Origin of the sequence: Acetobacter sp., from assembly GCF_022483985.1 — a bacterium.
GTDB lineage: Bacteria > Pseudomonadota > Alphaproteobacteria > Acetobacterales > Acetobacteraceae > Acetobacter.
Map to the genome: position 1 here is coordinate 201729 of NZ_JAKVME010000003.1, position 16066 is coordinate 217794.

A 16066-nucleotide genomic window follows, 5' to 3' on the forward strand; every position below is an offset into this window, starting at 1 on the left:
AAGACTCACTTGTCCACGGTACTCGGTACGGACCGGAAAGATGTCTGGTACTATCCCCATGTACCCCAGTACCGCACAAAGTACTCGGTACAGTACTCACCGAAGTACTAACGAGATGAATGATGGATTATCCTTGTTCAGCCCTGAGGAATGGAAGGCGCAGGAAAAATGATCGACTCGAGTACTGATGAAGATGAAGTACTGACGCCCTCCTGTTTTTCTCTGGTGCTGGCGAGCGGTTCCACCATACGACAGACCCTGCTGCGGAACAGCGGTGTCGCTTTTACCGTCCGGACACAGCCCGTTGATGAGTCTCTCTATAAGAAAGAAGGTCGTCAGGCCGGAGACAGCGCGGCCAGCGTCGCTCTTCGTCTTGCGGCTGCAAAAGCGCAGGCAGTCAGTCGCGAGGCCGGACAACGCGATGCTCTTATTATCGGTGCGGATCAGATGCTGAGTTGTGAGGGAGACTGGTTCGACAAACCCGCTTCCTCTCTCTCCGCCAGAGCCCAGCTATCTCACCTGAAAGGAAAATCACACTTTCTCCATAGTGCGGTCGTGCTGTGCAGGAGAGGTGAGGTTGTGTGGTCACATGTCGAAGAGCCGAGACTGGAGATGCGCGATTTTTCGGATGCGTTTCTTGATGCCTATCTGGAGACGGAGGGAGAGGCCTGTTTAACGAGCGTTGGCGCCTACAGGCTCGAAGGGCCGGGTATCCAGCTTTTCAGCCGGATTGAAGGGGATTATTCCGCCATTCTCGGCCTGCCTCTGCTGCCTCTGTTTGCGGCACTTCGCTCGCTGGGTATGCTGGTCGGCTAATAAGGAAGTGGCAGGCATTAAAGGGCTTGTCACGGGCGTATCAACAGGATATATGCCCGTCACCCGGACGGTCTGTCACAGACAGGACGTCCTGATGGGGCCATAGCTCAGTTGGGAGAGCGCCTGAATGGCATTCAGGAGGTCGTCGGTTCGATCCCGATTGGCTCCACCAGTTCCCACCTACAATTTTTCAAAATCTGTGCGTTGAACTGGTGATGGAAATAAAGCTTCCGGACTCAATCCGGACTCTTTCAAAATTCCTGCTCGCTGCTGTGGTGAACCATGGGGCCGCATTGATGGGCCTTGCCGTTTAGGCAGGCGGTCCAGTGCCACTGTCACCCTACTGGCGAGCATGTGTCGGTTGGTGGCATCCATCCGATCTCATTGCTGCATCTCATCGTCCAGCAGATCCGCAAGCCGAGCGAACGACAACAACAACACCAAGCTGATTTTCTATTTGCACAAAAGGTGCCTCTTACCGGGGCGCGAATAACCCCCGACAGGCGGCCTTCCTAGGAAGGACCCATGACTTTTTTCTCCGGCACACCCTCCGGAGGTATGCGTTTGACGCATGATGTTCTGATACCTCACCTCTCCCTCTTTTTCTGCATTGTTCGAAAAAAGGTGTATGAGGTGTAAAGGTGTATGAGAACGCCATAAGGCAATGAAAACACTATCGTTTTCGAGTTACACCTTTTGCGTTTGGTCATTACACCTTTCGAAAAAGGTGTAACTGGCTCTTGTGTGTAAACGCCAGAAATCCGCCATTTTTAAAACAGAAGCACGTCACGAGTGGAAGTTATCCACAAGAGAAACGTCATTTTCACGCATGTTCGGCGCGTGTTTTGTTATGCGTTTAACGCATTCCTTGGGGCGTTTTCATGTCTGAAGCGCCTAAAAATCGGGAAGAAAACCATCGCGCTGCCCGCGCGCACCGGACACGCTCCGCAGGGTTCAGGAGCACACCGAAGGCTCTGGACGCGCCCGCAGGCAGGAAAGCAGATCAGGCGTCCTTGAGGCACCGATGCACATGCTGACGTGACACATTGAGACGTTGGGCAATCTCGGTGATGCTCACGCCTTCATTCTTCAGCTTCCGCACGGCATCACGATCCACTGTCCGCTTGCGCCCGGTATAGACACCGTTGGCCTTGGCGACAGCGATGCCGTCAAGCTGGCGCTCTTTGCGAAGATTGGTCTCAAACTCTGCGAAGACACCCAGCATATCCAGAAAGGCTTTTCCGGCTGCCGTGGTCGTGTCCACAGGCTGCTCGGTGCATTGCAGCGCCACGCCCTTGTTCCGAAGTGTCGTCACGATGGTCTGAAGGTCCGCAATGGAACGGGCCAGCCGGTCGATGCGTGTTACGACCAGCGTATCACCATCGCGCATGAAATCCAGCAGCGTGGCAAGCTCGGTTCGACCTTCCAGCTTTGTGCCGCTCTTCTGCTCCACTCGCACCTGTTGACACCCAGCCGCTTCGAGGGCCAGTCTCTGGGCTTCCGGGTTCTGGTCCGTGGTGGAGACTCTGGCGTAACCATATCGCATGGTGATGTGTAACATTAGGTTCTAGACTCACTCCTTTTGATGTAACATAACCAAAAAGTCAACCCTAATGTGATAGAGAAACCCTCACTTCCTGAAAGCCGATGTTACATCATCTTAGGGTATAGTCTAAAGTTACACCCCGGAGGCGGTCGACCACATACGGAAACCCGACCAACGAAAAAGGGCCGCCACAGTGTGACGACCCTCCGGAGGCTGACAGGAAAGAGGAACACGGTTCAGTCCGCGTCCCCGGCGTCCGATCCAAGGATTGCCGGATTGACCCGATAGGCCCGCACCGATTTCAGGCCCGGCGGACTGATGACCATGGCCAGCTTATTATCAGGACCACGAACGAGAAAGCCACGCTCGACCAGCACATGCTTGGCGTCACGAGCGTTCAGTCCATTCAAAGCTTCATTCATGCCTTCTGCCGTCAGATAATATACCCAGCCCGTCCCGCCACCATCGAGCTTTTCCCATCGCTTCCAGCCCGCACGCATCTGGGTCCGGAACCGTTCGCCCGGAGGTTCGGCATCACTCTCACTCTGAGGAATATCGGTTTCCTTGCGGTCCACCCACCGCTCAAAGCGGCCTTCGCCATTTTTGGCGATGAAATCCCGGAGCTGCTCGATAGCCTGCTCATCCTCACGGCGACCGGTTGTGCCGCGCATCCGAAGCCAGTCATTGAAACACAGCCGCACCAGCTCCCGTGCCGTGTCATTATCCCATCCCGTCAGTCCGAAGCCGGTCGCCAGTTCTCCGCCGAGGGCGACTATGGCAACCCGCCACCGTCTTCACCAAGGATCGTCAGGAGCGGCGCGGCAAAGGCAGCGGAGGCGGCCAGCACAAGGCGAGAATTGCCGCGACAGACGATGCCGATCCTGTCCCGCCATTCTTCAGCCGTGCCGGACACATTGAACAAATCAGGTTCCGGTGATTCCTGTTGCAGGACGACACGTTCGTCAGAACGACCGAACGCCTCCGATGCCAGCACAAAGACAGAACCATTGCGGAATTCATGCCAGCCGATCCGCGCCACGCTACGCGCCCGCTCCGAACTGGAAATCATGGCCATCCATTCGCTGAAGGCATTTTTTGCAGCCGGACCCGACGCCAGCGTCAGGCCACCATTCGCCAGACGGCTCCGAAGCTCACCGCAATCTCCGGAAAACATGGCCCGAGCAAAGGCTTCTTCATGACGGACACCGTCACGATCGGTCCAGCCGAACAGCACCCCCCAGCCATTGCCTTCTGCATCGCGCGTTTCGGCCAGGCACTCAATCGGCCCACTGACGAACAGATCAGGCTTGTCTTCATCGGCAGATTCACCCTTCCAATAAAGCCGAAAAGAATCCCATACGCAGGATGCAACAGGAATAGCGGAGTATTTCTCCATCTTTTGGGTCTGCCACTCATTGCCCGCCAGCCGCCGCCTCACGGCAACATCAATCGCGCTCCACGCTTTTCGGAAACGCTCAACAATGGCGCTCCTTTTGACCGCGTCCACCGTGGACGACGCATTTGGACCGCTTCGCCCCGCTAATTCAGCCTGTCGGCTACTGTGTACCTGCCTGATAATCGCGCTTACTTCGCTATGCGGATAAGCGCCATAGTCCCAACTGCGGACAGGAGACGACGAATTTGAACCGTATTTCCTCGCCCATTCAGCCGTTCGGTCATTATCTGCCTGTCGAGCAATCGCGCTTACGCCATCATAAGGAGCGGCCTCCGCAATCGCGGCTTTAATTTCTTCCTTCAGATCGGAGGGAACGAGTTCCGGAAACGCCTCATCCAGAGTCACCCAGTCGCCGCGTTCAAGTCGCGCCTTGACGCTTTCATCAGTCATTACAGCCGCCCCACGCCAGCTATCCCCACGCGCAAGAGCTGATGGCGCGGCGGGCCAGACGTGGGGTTCCGGCGTTCGGCGGCCAAACCTAGCCGCGCCGTCTGGTAGCATCAGGCACAAAGCAGGAACGGGCAAGGGCTGACTTATCGTGGGACACGTCACAGTCATCATGCGCCCTCCACCAGCAAATCCTGACAAAGAAGCCATGCCGGATATCCCTTTCGATCAGGGGGCATAGAGCCGTCTTGGCGGGTTTCGAGCGTTGTCATCACAAGCTTCGCCTTGGCCCGGAACCCAGCCAATGTGTGGGCAGGAATGGCGAGGGCTTGCGACCTCAGATCGTCGGCAATGATGGAAAGGCGGGTCTGCTCAGCGTCCACATGGTCCGGGATGTGAACCATACGGCACCATTTATCGACACATGCCCCAAACGCATCCCAAGCTGCCAGAGCTTACCTCCGCAGCGGCACCACATTGCCGCCCTCCGGCCTGTCCGCCTTTCCCTTCCCCCACACCCAGAACATGCCGCGCTCATGTATCCACACCCGCCTCCCCCAGCACCAACGGTGCAATGGTGTATGAAGAGCCGCTTTTTGTGGGGTGGCGAAAGGGTAGCCGCTTGGGTGGCAGATGGGTGGCAAGGTGGTAGTCGGATGGGTAGGTGACGGGTCTGTATCAGTGATGGTGACACATCGGTAACGGGTCGGTGTCGGGTATCTGGATGGTCCTTCATAGACCATTGCATCGTTGGTGCAGGTCGAAGTCTTGGCTGTCTCTATGAGCTGTTCATTCTGAGGTAGGTTGTATTGACGACGCCGAGACAGTGTTGATCACGATCTGATGCCGCGATAGCCATCAGGCGGGCAATCCGGAACGCTGGCAGTTGGAATAGCGACGGACGGGCAAGTGGCTGAGGAAGGACATGACAGCATGAGCAATGGCGAGATCATCCTCTACACGACCGAGGACGGCAAACAGACGATCCAGCTTCGGGCGGTCGACGGAACCGTCTGGCTTACCCAAAGGGAGATAGCAGACCTCTTTGATCGTGATGTAACGACCATAAATCAACACATTAAAAAGATTTATGAGGAGGAAGAGTGCGAGCCGGGAGCAACTATTGGGAAATTCCCAATAGTTCAAACTGAAGGAGGTCGTCAGGTTGCGCGTGAGGTTGAAGTTTACAATCTCGACGTGATCCTCGCCGTTGGCTTTCGCGTGCGAGGTCCGCGAGGCACCCAGTTTCGGAGGTGGTCGAACAGCGTCCTGTCAGAATATCTGGTCAAGGGTTTCGCTATGGATGATGCCCGGCTGAAGGATCCTGACGCGGATTATTTCGAAGAGCTTCTTGCCCGCATCCGGGACATTCGGTCATCGGAAAAACAGTTCTATAAAAAGATACTGGAGATTTACGCTACCAGCATCGACTATGACCCGTCAGCAGAAGCTTCCACACGGTTTTTCCAGACCGTTCAGAACAAGATGCACTGGGCTGCACATGGGCACACAGCGGCTGAAATCGTGGTCAGCAGGGCTGATGCCGACAGGGACCACATGGGGCTTACTTCTTGGACCAACCAGCCGAAGGGTGGCCCTCCACGCAAGGCTGATGCTGTCATAGCCAAGAACTACCTCAGCGACGAAGAGCTTCATGCGCTGAATCGTATCGTTTCCGCCTATCTGGAATTTGCCGAATTTCAGGCCATGAACCGCAGGCAGATGACGATGCAGGCATGGGTCGCCAAACTGGACGATTTCCTCCGCTTGGGTGATCGGGATGTGTTGACGCACGCAGGAAAATGCACAGCATCAGCCGCGAAACAGAAGGGCGGTGAAGAGTTTGAGCGCTGGCGTAAGCGGGCCATTGAAGCGCCGAGCGCTGTGGAACTTCACTTCATGGAGGCTGTCGGCAAGGTGAAACAATTAGCGAAAACCACCAGGAAGAAATCGTAATCAGACATCTGCCTACCTCCGTAGCGGCACCACATTGCCGCCACCCGGCCTGTCAGCCTTTCCTTCCGCCACTTCAAGAACATGCCGTGCCCAGGTATCCAGCGCCGCTGCACGCTCCGTCAGGAATTCATGGCGCTGATAGACCGCCGCCACACCCTTGATGGCACCCTGCACATGGTTCAGCACCCGGTCAGCAACATGATGGCCGATCCCAAGGCGTGCCATCACCGTGACGCCCGTGCGCCGGAGGTCATGGGGTCGCCAGTCAGTTCCGGGCAGGGGCGAGGTCTTTTTTCCGGCCTGTGGCTCCTCTGGCGCTGCCATCAGTTCCATGAGACGCGCCTTTGCCTTGGAGAAGCCTGAAATCGGCGTGCGCCCGTTGGTCGTGAAGACGTAGGGAGAGATGGCGCCGGTTTTCGGGTTGCTCTGTCTGGGAAGGCTGGCGAGGATCTGACTGGCTGGCTCAGACAGGTGGATGATATGTGCCCGTCCGTTCTTTGCCCGCTGCGCCGGAATGGTCCAACTGGTCAGGTCCGGGTCCAGCTCTGACCATTCCATGTCCGCCACCTCATCCCGACGCTGCAGCGTCAGAGCCAGAAGGCGGAAGAACGGGCCGAAAGGATAAGGAAGCTCACCGGAGGCGTTCCAGTAGGCCGAAAGCTCTTCATCTGTCAGCACCCGGTCCCGTGAGACGTTGCCACCTTCCACGATCACGCTGCCGAAAGGATTGGCTTCTATGAGCTGACGCTTCTGCGCCCATGTCATCATCGCTCGCCCGTAGTCATGCAGCCTTCTGGCCATGACAGGATGCTGACCCGCGATTTCATCGAGACGTAACTGCAATTCGCTTGAGGTGATCAAGCGGGCTGGACGGTCGAGGAAGGCCGCGAACGAGGCCCGTACTGCATTGTGAAGGGGGCTGTTCCGACACAGGTTGTCGCATTTCCAGAACAGATGGGATGAAACCGGGGCTGCCGGAGTGATCATTCGTTCAATATTACAGAAACTGTCTTTAACATGTCAGACAGTCCGATGTGATAGGGTCGGCTGTTATTGCACAAGATCATTCAGGTTCCTGATGGCAGTCAAACTTTTTGTCCGCGAAAAATCCTGTCTCTTTTGCTCAGGTTGGAAAATTGGTCTGACCATGACGCTGTCAGCGCTGCTGGCTGTACCGGCGCTGGCACAGCAGTCTGACACGCTTCCTTCCGGTGTTCCGGTCTTTCTCGATGAAATTCATGGTGCGCAGGCTCAGGATTGGGTCGAACGGCAAAACCGCAAGACTGTTTCCGTGCTGGAAGCCGATCCGCGATATCGGGATTTTTATGATCAGATCCTTTCCGCAGAGCAGAGCGTGGACCGTCTGGATGAACCGGAATTTCTGGGCGGAAATATCTGGAATTTCTGGCAGGACGGGCATCATCCGCACGGTATCTGGCGACGCACGACGCTGGCGTCCTATCGTCAGACCCTCACAGGCTGGCAAACGAAACTGGATATCGACGCTCTGGCCACGAGGGAGCACGAAAACTGGGTATTTGAAGGAGCGGACTGTCTCAGGCCGAAAGAGCGCTACTGCCTGGTCGGCCTCTCTTCCGGGGGAGAGGATGCCCGCACGTTGCGGGAGTATGACACGCAGGCAGGTCTGTTCATCCTGAACGGTTTTACGTTACCCCGCGCCAAGCAGAGCATGGCGTGGGTGGACCGTGACACGCTTCTGGTAGCGCGTGACTGGGATGGAAACGGAAGCATGCTGACTTCATCCGGCTATCCGTTCGTGATCAGGCGCGTTGTCAGAAATGAACCTTTCGATCAGGCGCTCGAAGTCTACAGGGGAGAAAAAGACGATGTCGCCGTTGATCCTCTGGTCATGATGGATGGCGATGGCAACAGGATTTTTCTTGTGCGGCGTTCTCCGTCATTCTTTGTCAGCCGGTTTGCCGTTCTTGAAGGGATGGACACGGCTTTTCAGGGGAGAGGGAAAGGCGTGTTACGCTGGCTGGCATTACCTGACCGCGTCGACCTGAAGGGAATGATTCACGGCAAGCTCGTTTTCAGTCTTGAGGAAGACTGGATACCGACAGGGAAGAGCAGGATTCCAGCGGGCTCTCTTGTTTTATTTGATCCGCACGATCCTCAGGCCACGCCAGAAATTCTGTTTTCTCCTGACACTGGAAGGGTTCTTGAAAACGCAGCCGTTACCAGAAATACAATCGTTATAAGCTACCTTGATCATGTTCAGGGGCACGCCATGGTTCTGCACGCTTCATCTGACGGCAGCGAGCGCTGGCATCAGGTAGTGCTCCCTCTTCCGGATATGTCTTCCGTTCATATTGTCGATGCGGATCAGTCTTCTGACGCGGCTTTTCTGAAAGTTGAAAGCTTTCTGTCTCCTCCGGAACTCTGGCTGGTGGGCACGTCCCAATCGGGGCTGGAGAAAATACGGCAGACAAAACCGCTGTTCAATACGGATGATCTTGCCGTCGAGCAGCTTCAGGCGCGCTCATCCGATGGAACGGAAATTCCCTACTTCCTTGTCCGATCAAGAAATATGACGCGTGATGGCACACACCCAACCCTGCTGACAGCCTATGGCGGTTTTCTTTCCTCACTCACGCCACGCTACGATCCTGTCATCGGTCGTGCCTGGCTGGCTCATGGCGGTGTCTATGCCGTCGCCAATATCCGTGGTGGCGGGGAGTTCGGTCCGACATGGCATGACGCCGGAAAAACGATTCATCGTCAGAAGGTCTTTGACGATTTTACGGCTGTCGGACGTGATCTGGTGAAAAGAGGCGTGACGTCCCATGACAGGCTGGGGATACGCGGCCGTTCGAACGGCGGGTTGCTGATGGGTGTCGCCTTCACGCAGCATCCAGAACTCTGGAAAGCGGTGATTATCGGCGTGCCGCTGCTCGACATGATCAATTACGAAAGCCTGTCTGCGGGAGCGTCGTGGGCCGACGAATACGGATCAATGAAAAAAACAGACGAGGCCCGCTTTCTCAAGGCGATCTCTCCTCTCCAGCATCTGAAAGTCAATGTGTCGTATCCCACGCCTTTCATCTTTACCTCGACATCTGATGATCGTGTGGGACCGGTGCATGCGCGAAGGTTTGCCGCGCGACTGGAGGCGCTCGGAAAGCCATTTTTCCATTATGAAGATGTGGAGGGAGGGCACTCCGGAACCGTGAATGCGGAAGAGGTCGCTCATGAGAGGGCGCTTGAGGCCGTTTATCTGGCGCAGCAGCTTTTGTCAGTTCAGTGAGCGCTGGGCCAGTGAGCTTTGGGCTTCAAAACGGCCAGTCCGTTTCATCGCAGAAGGCTCTCATAGGGTCGGGATAACTGACTGACCTTTGCTGATGTCGAAGCGGACTTTGCCCGCACCCACAAGGGACCACAGGCCCCTTGACCCCGATCTGTTTATAAAAACGGTTTTCAAAGGCGTGCCTTTGGCGGGGTGCGGGGCAGCGCCCCGTCACTCTCCCTGGCGTGTCAAAACCGAATCAGGAGCTGCTCCCTGTCCTTTTTTGAAAAAGAACCGAAACACCTTGTGATATACTGAATGAAACCCGATCTGACTTTACAGCAGACGGGTCACTTTCAGGACCAGCCATGTTCCCAGCATGATCAGAAAACACAGCCCTCCGGCGATGACGGTTCCCCAGTCGCCGCTGGTCAGGAACATGCCGGCGGTGTTCATGCCGAAAAAGCCGGTTACGAACGTTGCAGGCAGCATCAGGGTTGTGCCGACGGAAACGATATAAAGCCGTCGGTTGGTTTCTTCCGCCTGCCCCGATGTCAGTTCATCCTGCAATGATCGGGCCCGGTCCTGAAGTGCGAGAAGATCATCCAGCGCGCCATGAATCTGCCGCTCGGAACGGTCTTTCAGATCATCCTCGGCCCATTCCGGAATTTCCAGTTCTTCATCATGAAGGATACGATTGATCGGAGAGATGACACGTCGCAGTTCTGTGGAACGACGACGCACCTGACCAAGCATGCCGCCCATCCGTCCGAGGTCCGTATCATGGTCGAGCAGCAGCAGTACATCTTCAGCGCGGTCGAGCTGGTCATCCAGACGGGAAAGCGTGCGTCGGGCGGTATCGGCAAATTCCAGTAGCGCCATATCAACGAGACCTGCCGGGTTATCCGGCATTTTCCTACGATGAAGTTCCCGATAGACGACGCCAAGCGCCGGGACAGGATTGCGTCGTGTCGTGATCAGCAGGTTGGGGCGCATGGCGAAACGCCAGACACACACATCTCGGTCATCATCCGAGGCGGCGTCATCGAACGCGGGAAGAGCGCCGTAAACCAGATCATCGTCACCTTCCAGACGCGGACCGAAATCCGTGCTGGTCAGTGTCTGTTTCGCATCGTCTGTCAGCGTCGGAATGGCCTCGACCTGCGCCCGTGAACGGGTATGCACGATGTCGAAATGCAGCCACGCCCAGCCTTCTGAGGGGAAGGACAGATCTTCCAGACACCGGGCCGCTTCCTCGGCGGACAGTTTGACCGGCGTGTTTTCCGATGGATTTTCCGGCAGGCAGTGAATGGCCCACACGAGCCCGTCAGCCAGCGCGTTATTGACCTCGGAGAGAAGCGGAATGGCTGTTCTGGTTATCGGCATTATGGCTCCCTCCTTTCACTCATGGTTCAGGAAAAACATCGCGGACGAGAGACTGAATGCCTCACTATCCTTACGGGCAGTGATCTTGCACAGGATAGATTGAGTGACAATGCATCGTCTCAGCCCACGACCGGACATAATTCTGCACTGGGTGGCAACGAAGATGCTGCATATCGAAAGAGATTCAGCCGGTCGCCAGTCGTCTATGACATAAAACGGTCAACAAACTGCCTGTCATGGAACATCCCGGCCAGCGGGGCGACGCGGATCACAGAAGCATTACGGCGCAGGCAGCCGGTGCAGGGAAAGTGTCACCTGCGCCCGCAACCCGCCGTCCTGACGGTTGCACAGGCTGAACGTTCCTCCCGCGCGTTCCACTTCACGCTTTACGATGGCAAGTCCCAGACCAAGCCCGCCGGTTCTGCGTGAGCGGGAGGACTCCACACGATAGAACGGCGTCATGACACGGCTGAGTTCAGTCTCCGGGATGCCGGGACCGTCATCATCAATATTCACGACGACATGCTGCGCCGTCAGTCGCACGGAAATGGCGGCGGAGCCTGCATAGTGCAGGGCGTTTTCGACAAGGTTTGTGAAAACTCTTTTGATGGCCAGAGATGGCAGCACAAGCGGCAGCCGGTCCGGCCCTTCGTAGGTCACAGTGTCGCCCCGATCCGTGGCGTTATCCATGATCGTCATCAGGATAGCCGCCAGATCGGTCGAACGGGTGGCCTCGCGCTCCTTCTCGCCCGAAAGATAGGCCAGCACGCCATCCACCATGGCTTCCATCTCGTCGATATCGGCTTCGATGGCCTCCTGCGCCTCCGCATCGCCGATGAAACCCGCACGCAGCCGCAGCCGGGCCAGAGGGGTGCGCAGATCATGCGAGACCGCCGCGAGCGCTTCGGTACGGTCCTCGATCAGGTGTGCGATCCGGGTCTGCATCGCATTGATGGCGTGGGCCAGTCGCCGGACCTCCTTTGGCCCTTTCTCGGCAAGAGGCTGCCAGTCGCCCGCTCCTATCGTGTCGGCGACCGTGGCGAGAGCCCGCAGAGGCATGCTGAGAGCGTGGACGAGCATGGCCGCGACGAGCAGGACCGCAAGCGTGACGATGGCGGCGGTCGCCAGTCCCTGCGTGACGACATGGCTGCGCAGGATGTCAGGCGCGGTGAAGGAGATCTGGCTTCTGTCGTTCAGTTCGACCGTGCCGCCGATATCCGTCCAGCGTCCGGCCCCGCCGGTATAGAGTTGCAGTGCCGAGTGGCCGAGAATGGGATTGGCCTTTACCAGCCGCGCATGAAGCTGGTTCATGCCCTTGGGTTCCTGATGAACCTCATGCACTGCCGTCGCAGGCCGCCAGTTGATGCGCAGATCGTCCGTGGACAGCATGGTGGAGAGCATCGCACGGGTATTGGCGGGCGCCCCTTCAATCACCCGGACATCGGTGGCCAGCCGTTCTCCGATCAGGTCGAAACGGTCGCTGTCCTCGATATAGGCTTCGGCGTGTTCGTAGAGGGTCCAACTGGCGACAAAGACAATGCCGATCGACGCCAGAAGCACGAACAGCACGCGGCCCATGAGACCGCGTGGCCAGAGACGGATCAGTCTTTCACGCGGCGCGGCGTTGTCCGGCTGCAAGGGAGTGTCCGCTGTCAGACCCGTTCAACCGGCGCGGTGAAGATATAGCCCTGTCCCCGGACGGTGCGGATCAGACTGTCGGCTTCCGTGCCCAGCTTGCGGCGCAGACGACTGACCAGCACGTCGATGGAACGGTCCGACACGTCTCCAAGCCGGGTGCGGGAAAGCTCCAGCAGCCGGTCACGCCCGATCACGCGCTGCGGGTTGTCGAGAAAGCTGACCAGCAGATCATGCTCGGCTCCGGAAATTTCAACCACGGCGCCAGTCGGATCATACAGCTCGCGGCGGCGCAGATCGAGCGACCAGCCGGCGAAGTTGATGACTTCCCTGCGCTGACGTCCTGCTGCTGCGGCCGGCACCGTGCTGTTCTGACCGCGGCGGAGGACAGCCCGCACGCGCGCGAGCAGTTCCTTCTGTCCGAACGGCTTGGCTACGTAGTCATCCGCTCCGAGTTCAAGCCCCAGAACGCGATCGAGCTCCTCACCACGGGCAGAAACCATGATGATGGGGATATTTGAAAAAGACGCGTCCTCGACGCCGCCCTTGATCCCGCCCTGACGGAGGCTGCGGCACAGATCGAGACCATTCATGCCGGGCATCATCACGTCGAGGATGATGAGATCGGCTGTTTCGGTTTCAAGAGCATCCCACATGGATCGGGCGTCAGGAACCGCACGGATGCGATAGCCGTCCGCCTGAAGCGTACGGCTCAAAAGGGTTCGCATGCCAGCGTCGTCCTCGACCACGAGAATACGGGTCGGAAGATCGTGCAAATCGGCGTCGTGCGAGGCTTGTTGATTCATTTTTTTCGCATGGTCCGGTTTGTGAAACAGACTGAAACTCTAATCGCTTTGTTGCTGTCAGTCGAGCACGACACGCAATTCAGCTATGCGGCCTATTCACTTGTGCGGCAGATCAGACCTCCGCCCAGCACGCGCGAGCCGTCATAAAGCACACAGGCCTGCCCCGGAGCGGGCAGCGCCGGTTCATCGAGAATGACCTCGGCTCCGTCGCCGAGAGGCCGGACCGTCGCGGCACGGGGTTTCTCGCGGGCGCGAAGCTGCACCATGCACCGCACACCCTCGCCGCTGGCCTCGGTGGGAGGCGTGATGAGCCAGTTCATGTCCCGCAGGTGACAGACGGTCACCATGGCGCTTTCACGCGGGGCCACGACAATGCGTCGCCTGCCGGGTTCGATCCCCACGACCATCTGACGCTCCCCGGCAATCTGCGCGGCATCGCCGAGACGCTTGGTCTGGCCGATGGTAAAGCGCGTCACGCCCTCATGACGGCCAAGGACGTTGCCCTGACGGTCCACGATCTCGCCTTCGCCCCTTGTGTCGGGACGAAGCGTTTCAACCAGGTCGGAATAGTTACCCTTGGGGATGAAGCAGAGGTCCTGGCTGTCCGGCTTGTCGGCCACCAGCAGACCGAACCGCTCGGCTTCCTGCCGCACGGCGTCCTTGTCGGGCATTTCACCCAGCGGAAAGCGCAGATAGTCGAGCTGGTCCCGGGTGGTGGCGAACAGGAACCAGCTCTGGTCACGGTCGGCATCGACGGGACGGTGCATTTCGGCTCCGCTGGAGCCTTCGACGCGACGGACATAGTGCCCGGTCGCCATGGCGTCCGCGCCGATATCCTTCGCCAGACCGAGCAGATCGGTGAACTTCACGCCCTGATTGCAGGAGACGCAGGGAACGGGCGTTTCACCCTGAGCGTAGGACGTGGCGAAGCGTTCGATCACGCTCTCACGGAAGCGCTCTTCAGCGTCGATGACGTAATGCGGGATGCCCAGACGCTCCGCGACTTCACGGGCGTCCTGAATGTCGCGCCCCGCGCAGCACGCGCCCTTCTTGGCTTCTCCACGGGTGTCGTAGAGCTGCAACGTGGCGCCGATGACCTCATGCCCCTGTTCGACCAGACGCGCGGCGACAACGGAACTGTCAACGCCTCCGGACATGGCAACGAGAATACGCATGATGGTCAGGCCCCTTTCCCGGGAGGAACGTCCGGCCCCCGCCGTCGTTCTTCCGACGGGACCGGTCTCTTCTCAGCTTTTGCGCGGCAGACGGACTGTCAGGCCATCCAGTTCATCGTTCATGATGATCTGGCAGCCGAGGCGCGATGTTGCCTCAAGTCCGAAGGCGAGGTCCAGCATATCCTCTTCGTCCTCTGTCGCTTCCGACAGCTTCGGCGCCCAGGACGGATCGACGATCACATGGCAGGTCGCGCAGGCCAGTGAGCCTTCGCACGCGCCTTCCAGATCGACGCCATGCTTGTGGGCAATCTCCAGAACGGAAAGACCAACAGGCGCATCGACCTTGCGCTCGGTGCCATCGGGCTCGACGAAAATCATGTGAGGCATTTCGGAGTTCTCGCTCAGTCTGTCCTATTGAGTGGAGCCTGCGGCCCTCACCCGTTGCGCTGCTGTGGCAAGCAGGTCCGCCACACGCATGATATCGGCGGGCGTGGTAAAACGTCCGGGCGAGAGACGCAAGCTTTCTGCGGCTTCCGTGGCGTTCAGACCCATGGCTGTCAACACGTAGGACGGCGCCAGATCAGCCGATGAGCAGGCCGATCCCACCGACAGAGCCATGTCGGGAAGCGCTTCCATAACCCGCGCAGCCTGAGCGCCGGGGAGGCGAAGACTGATGATGCCCGGCAGACGCGGCGCTTCCCGTGCATTGATGACAAAGGCTGTCTGACGTTCTTGCAGACCGTGAAACAGGCTGCCAGCAAGGGCGGCGAGATGCCGGTCGTCGGCCTGCCACTCCGAGCGGGCGATACGGGCGGCCTCGCCAAATCCTGCGATCAGGGTGGAGGGGAGCGTTCCGGACCTGAGCCCCCGCTCCTGCCCGCCTCCCGAAAACAGAGGCTCCAGCCGGACGCGAGGGCGTCTGCGCACGAACAGCGCGCCCACGCCTTTCGGGCCATACATCTTATGGGCGGAGACAGAAGCGAGATCGAGCCCCAGCGCCTGCACGTCAATGGCCATTTTCCCAGCAGCCTGCGCGAGATCTGAGTGCAGGAGTGCTCCGGCCTCCCTGACCATGCGTCCAAGGGCGGGCAGGTCCTGTTTCACGCCGGTCTCATTGTTGGCGGCCATGATGCTGACCAGTGCGGTTGGAACGGCGAGGGCATTCCGGAGAGTGGCCGGATCGACCTGACCATTATGGTCCACGCCGAGAATGACGGGCTCGAACCCTTCCTGCGCCAGATCACGCACGCTCTCCAGAACGCATTTGTGCTCGGTGGCCAGAGTGATGACCCGCCTGCGCCCGTCGCCCATCCTGTTGCGAAAACGGACAACGCCCTTGATGGCCAGATTATTGGCTTCTGTCGCGCCGGAGGTGAAGATGGTCTCTCTCGGATCAGCGCCGATCAGCGCCGCCACATGCGCGCGCGCCTGCTCGACAGCCTCGGCCGCGCGTTTGCCGGGCGCATGTGTATCGCTGTGCGGGTTGGCGAATTCCTCTGCGAAAAGGGGAGCCATGACCTCCATGACGCGCGCATCGCATGGGGTGCTGGCGGCGTTGTCGAGATAAATCTCCTGCATGACTTTCTTTCGTGGCGGCGGGAGACAATGTTACCGGAAAATGGTTCTTCTGTCTCGGCTTTTGCCGGGAGGATTTGC

At 58.3% G+C, this 16066-nt stretch carries 13 protein-coding genes and 1 tRNA gene; 4 read left to right on the forward strand and 10 right to left on the reverse strand.

The features are described from left to right. Positions 1-168: 168 nt before the first annotated feature. Positions 169-816 carry a Maf family protein gene (locus LKE90_RS15125; RefSeq protein ID WP_291491497.1) on the forward strand — a complete coding sequence of 216 codons (648 nt, stop codon included), beginning with the start codon at positions 169-171 and terminating at the stop codon, positions 814-816. Positions 817-912: 96 nt separating this feature from the next. Next, positions 913-988: transfer RNA gene (locus LKE90_RS15130), tRNA-Ala, on the forward strand. A gap of 831 nt (positions 989-1819) precedes the next feature. Here LKE90_RS15130 and LKE90_RS15135 read toward each other — a convergent pair. The 3 genes from LKE90_RS15135 to LKE90_RS15145 all read right to left on the reverse strand — a co-directional run bounded on the left by LKE90_RS15135 (position 1820) and on the right by LKE90_RS15145 (position 4415). After that, positions 1820-2362 (reverse strand): recombinase family protein, encoded by a 543-nt coding sequence (locus LKE90_RS15135; RefSeq protein WP_407066049.1) that lies wholly within the window; start codon positions 2360-2362, stop codon positions 1820-1822. A 236-nt stretch (positions 2363-2598) separates the two neighbouring features. Further along, positions 2599-3063, reverse strand: a complete 465-nt coding sequence (locus tag LKE90_RS15140) for a hypothetical protein (protein WP_291501556.1) — start codon at positions 3061-3063, stop codon at positions 2599-2601. 71 nt (positions 3064-3134) lie between these two features. Next, a complete protein-coding gene (locus LKE90_RS15145) occupies positions 3135-4415 on the reverse strand; it encodes a DUF927 domain-containing protein (RefSeq protein WP_291491495.1) in 1281 nt (426 codons plus the stop codon). Positions 4416-5114: 699 nt separating this feature from the next. On the opposite strand from LKE90_RS15145, the gene LKE90_RS15150 reads away from it, so the two are divergent. Further along, entirely contained in the window at positions 5115-6161 is a 1047-nt protein-coding gene (locus LKE90_RS15150; protein ID WP_291491494.1) for a virulence RhuM family protein, read from the forward strand. A 12-nt stretch (positions 6162-6173) separates the two neighbouring features. Here LKE90_RS15150 and LKE90_RS15155 read toward each other — a convergent pair whose 3' ends face one another. Beyond that, positions 6174-7148 carry a tyrosine-type recombinase/integrase gene (locus tag LKE90_RS15155; RefSeq protein WP_407066044.1) on the reverse strand — a complete coding sequence of 325 codons (975 nt, stop codon included), beginning with the start codon at positions 7146-7148 and terminating at the stop codon, positions 6174-6176. 160 nt (positions 7149-7308) lie between these two features. Here LKE90_RS15155 and LKE90_RS15160 point away from each other — a divergent pair, with 160 nt between their 5' ends. Further along, positions 7309-9429 carry a prolyl oligopeptidase family serine peptidase gene (locus LKE90_RS15160; protein WP_291491493.1) on the forward strand — a complete coding sequence of 707 codons (2121 nt, stop codon included), beginning with the start codon at positions 7309-7311 and terminating at the stop codon, positions 9427-9429. Positions 9430-9744: 315 nt separating this feature from the next. On the opposite strand, the gene LKE90_RS15165 is transcribed toward LKE90_RS15160, so the two are convergent. The 6 genes from LKE90_RS15165 to LKE90_RS15190 all read right to left on the reverse strand — a co-directional run bounded on the left by LKE90_RS15165 (position 9745) and on the right by LKE90_RS15190 (position 15988). Next, on the reverse strand, positions 9745-10794 hold the full coding sequence (locus LKE90_RS15165; protein ID WP_291491492.1) for a CorA family divalent cation transporter: 1050 nt from the start codon (positions 10792-10794) through the stop codon (positions 9745-9747). Between the two features lie 279 nt (positions 10795-11073). Continuing rightward, the gene (locus tag LKE90_RS15170) at positions 11074-12432 is read right to left on the reverse strand and encodes an ATP-binding protein (protein ID WP_291491491.1); all 1359 of its coding nucleotides are present in this window, start codon (positions 12430-12432) and stop codon (positions 11074-11076) included. Positions 12433-12446: 14 nt separating this feature from the next. Continuing rightward, positions 12447-13235, reverse strand: a complete 789-nt coding sequence (locus LKE90_RS15175; protein ID WP_291491490.1) for a response regulator — start codon at positions 13233-13235, stop codon at positions 12447-12449. 92 nt (positions 13236-13327) lie between these two features. Then, positions 13328-14410 carry a tRNA 2-thiouridine(34) synthase MnmA gene (gene mnmA, locus LKE90_RS15180; RefSeq protein WP_291491489.1) on the reverse strand — a complete coding sequence of 361 codons (1083 nt, stop codon included), beginning with the start codon at positions 14408-14410 and terminating at the stop codon, positions 13328-13330. A 72-nt stretch (positions 14411-14482) separates the two neighbouring features. Continuing rightward, positions 14483-14797, reverse strand: coding sequence for a ferredoxin family 2Fe-2S iron-sulfur cluster binding protein (locus LKE90_RS15185; RefSeq protein WP_187668801.1), 315 nt, complete (start codon positions 14795-14797; stop codon positions 14483-14485). Between the two features lie 24 nt (positions 14798-14821). Continuing rightward, positions 14822-15988, reverse strand: coding sequence for a cysteine desulfurase family protein (locus LKE90_RS15190; RefSeq protein ID WP_291491488.1), 1167 nt, complete (start codon positions 15986-15988; stop codon positions 14822-14824). Positions 15989-16066: the final 78 nt, after the last annotated feature.

What these genes read in the sequence shown, in the direction of transcription:
- LKE90_RS15125 (WP_291491497.1), top strand. Translation starts at nt 169, where the DNA reads ATGATCGACTCGAGTACTGATGAAGATGAAGTACTGACGCCCTCCTGT.
- LKE90_RS15135 (WP_407066049.1), bottom strand. Translation starts at nt 2,362, where the DNA reads ATGCGATATGGTTACGCCAGAGTCTCCACCACGGACCAGAACCCGGAA.
- LKE90_RS15145 (WP_291491495.1), bottom strand. Translation starts at nt 4,415, where the DNA reads ATGGCTTCTTTGTCAGGATTTGCTGGTGGAGGGCGCATGATGACTGTG.
- LKE90_RS15155 (WP_407066044.1), bottom strand. Translation starts at nt 7,148, where the DNA reads ATGATCACTCCGGCAGCCCCGGTTTCATCCCATCTGTTCTGGAAATGC.
- LKE90_RS15160 (WP_291491493.1), top strand. Translation starts at nt 7,309, where the DNA reads ATGACGCTGTCAGCGCTGCTGGCTGTACCGGCGCTGGCACAGCAGTCT.
- LKE90_RS15165 (WP_291491492.1), bottom strand. Translation starts at nt 10,794, where the DNA reads ATGCCGATAACCAGAACAGCCATTCCGCTTCTCTCCGAGGTCAATAAC.
- LKE90_RS15175 (WP_291491490.1), bottom strand. Translation starts at nt 13,235, where the DNA reads ATGAATCAACAAGCCTCGCACGACGCCGATTTGCACGATCTTCCGACC.
- mnmA (WP_291491489.1), bottom strand. Translation starts at nt 14,410, where the DNA reads ATGCGTATTCTCGTTGCCATGTCCGGAGGCGTTGACAGTTCCGTTGTC.
- LKE90_RS15185 (WP_187668801.1), bottom strand. Translation starts at nt 14,797, where the DNA reads ATGCCTCACATGATTTTCGTCGAGCCCGATGGCACCGAGCGCAAGGTC.
- LKE90_RS15190 (WP_291491488.1), bottom strand. Translation starts at nt 15,988, where the DNA reads ATGCAGGAGATTTATCTCGACAACGCCGCCAGCACCCCATGCGATGCG.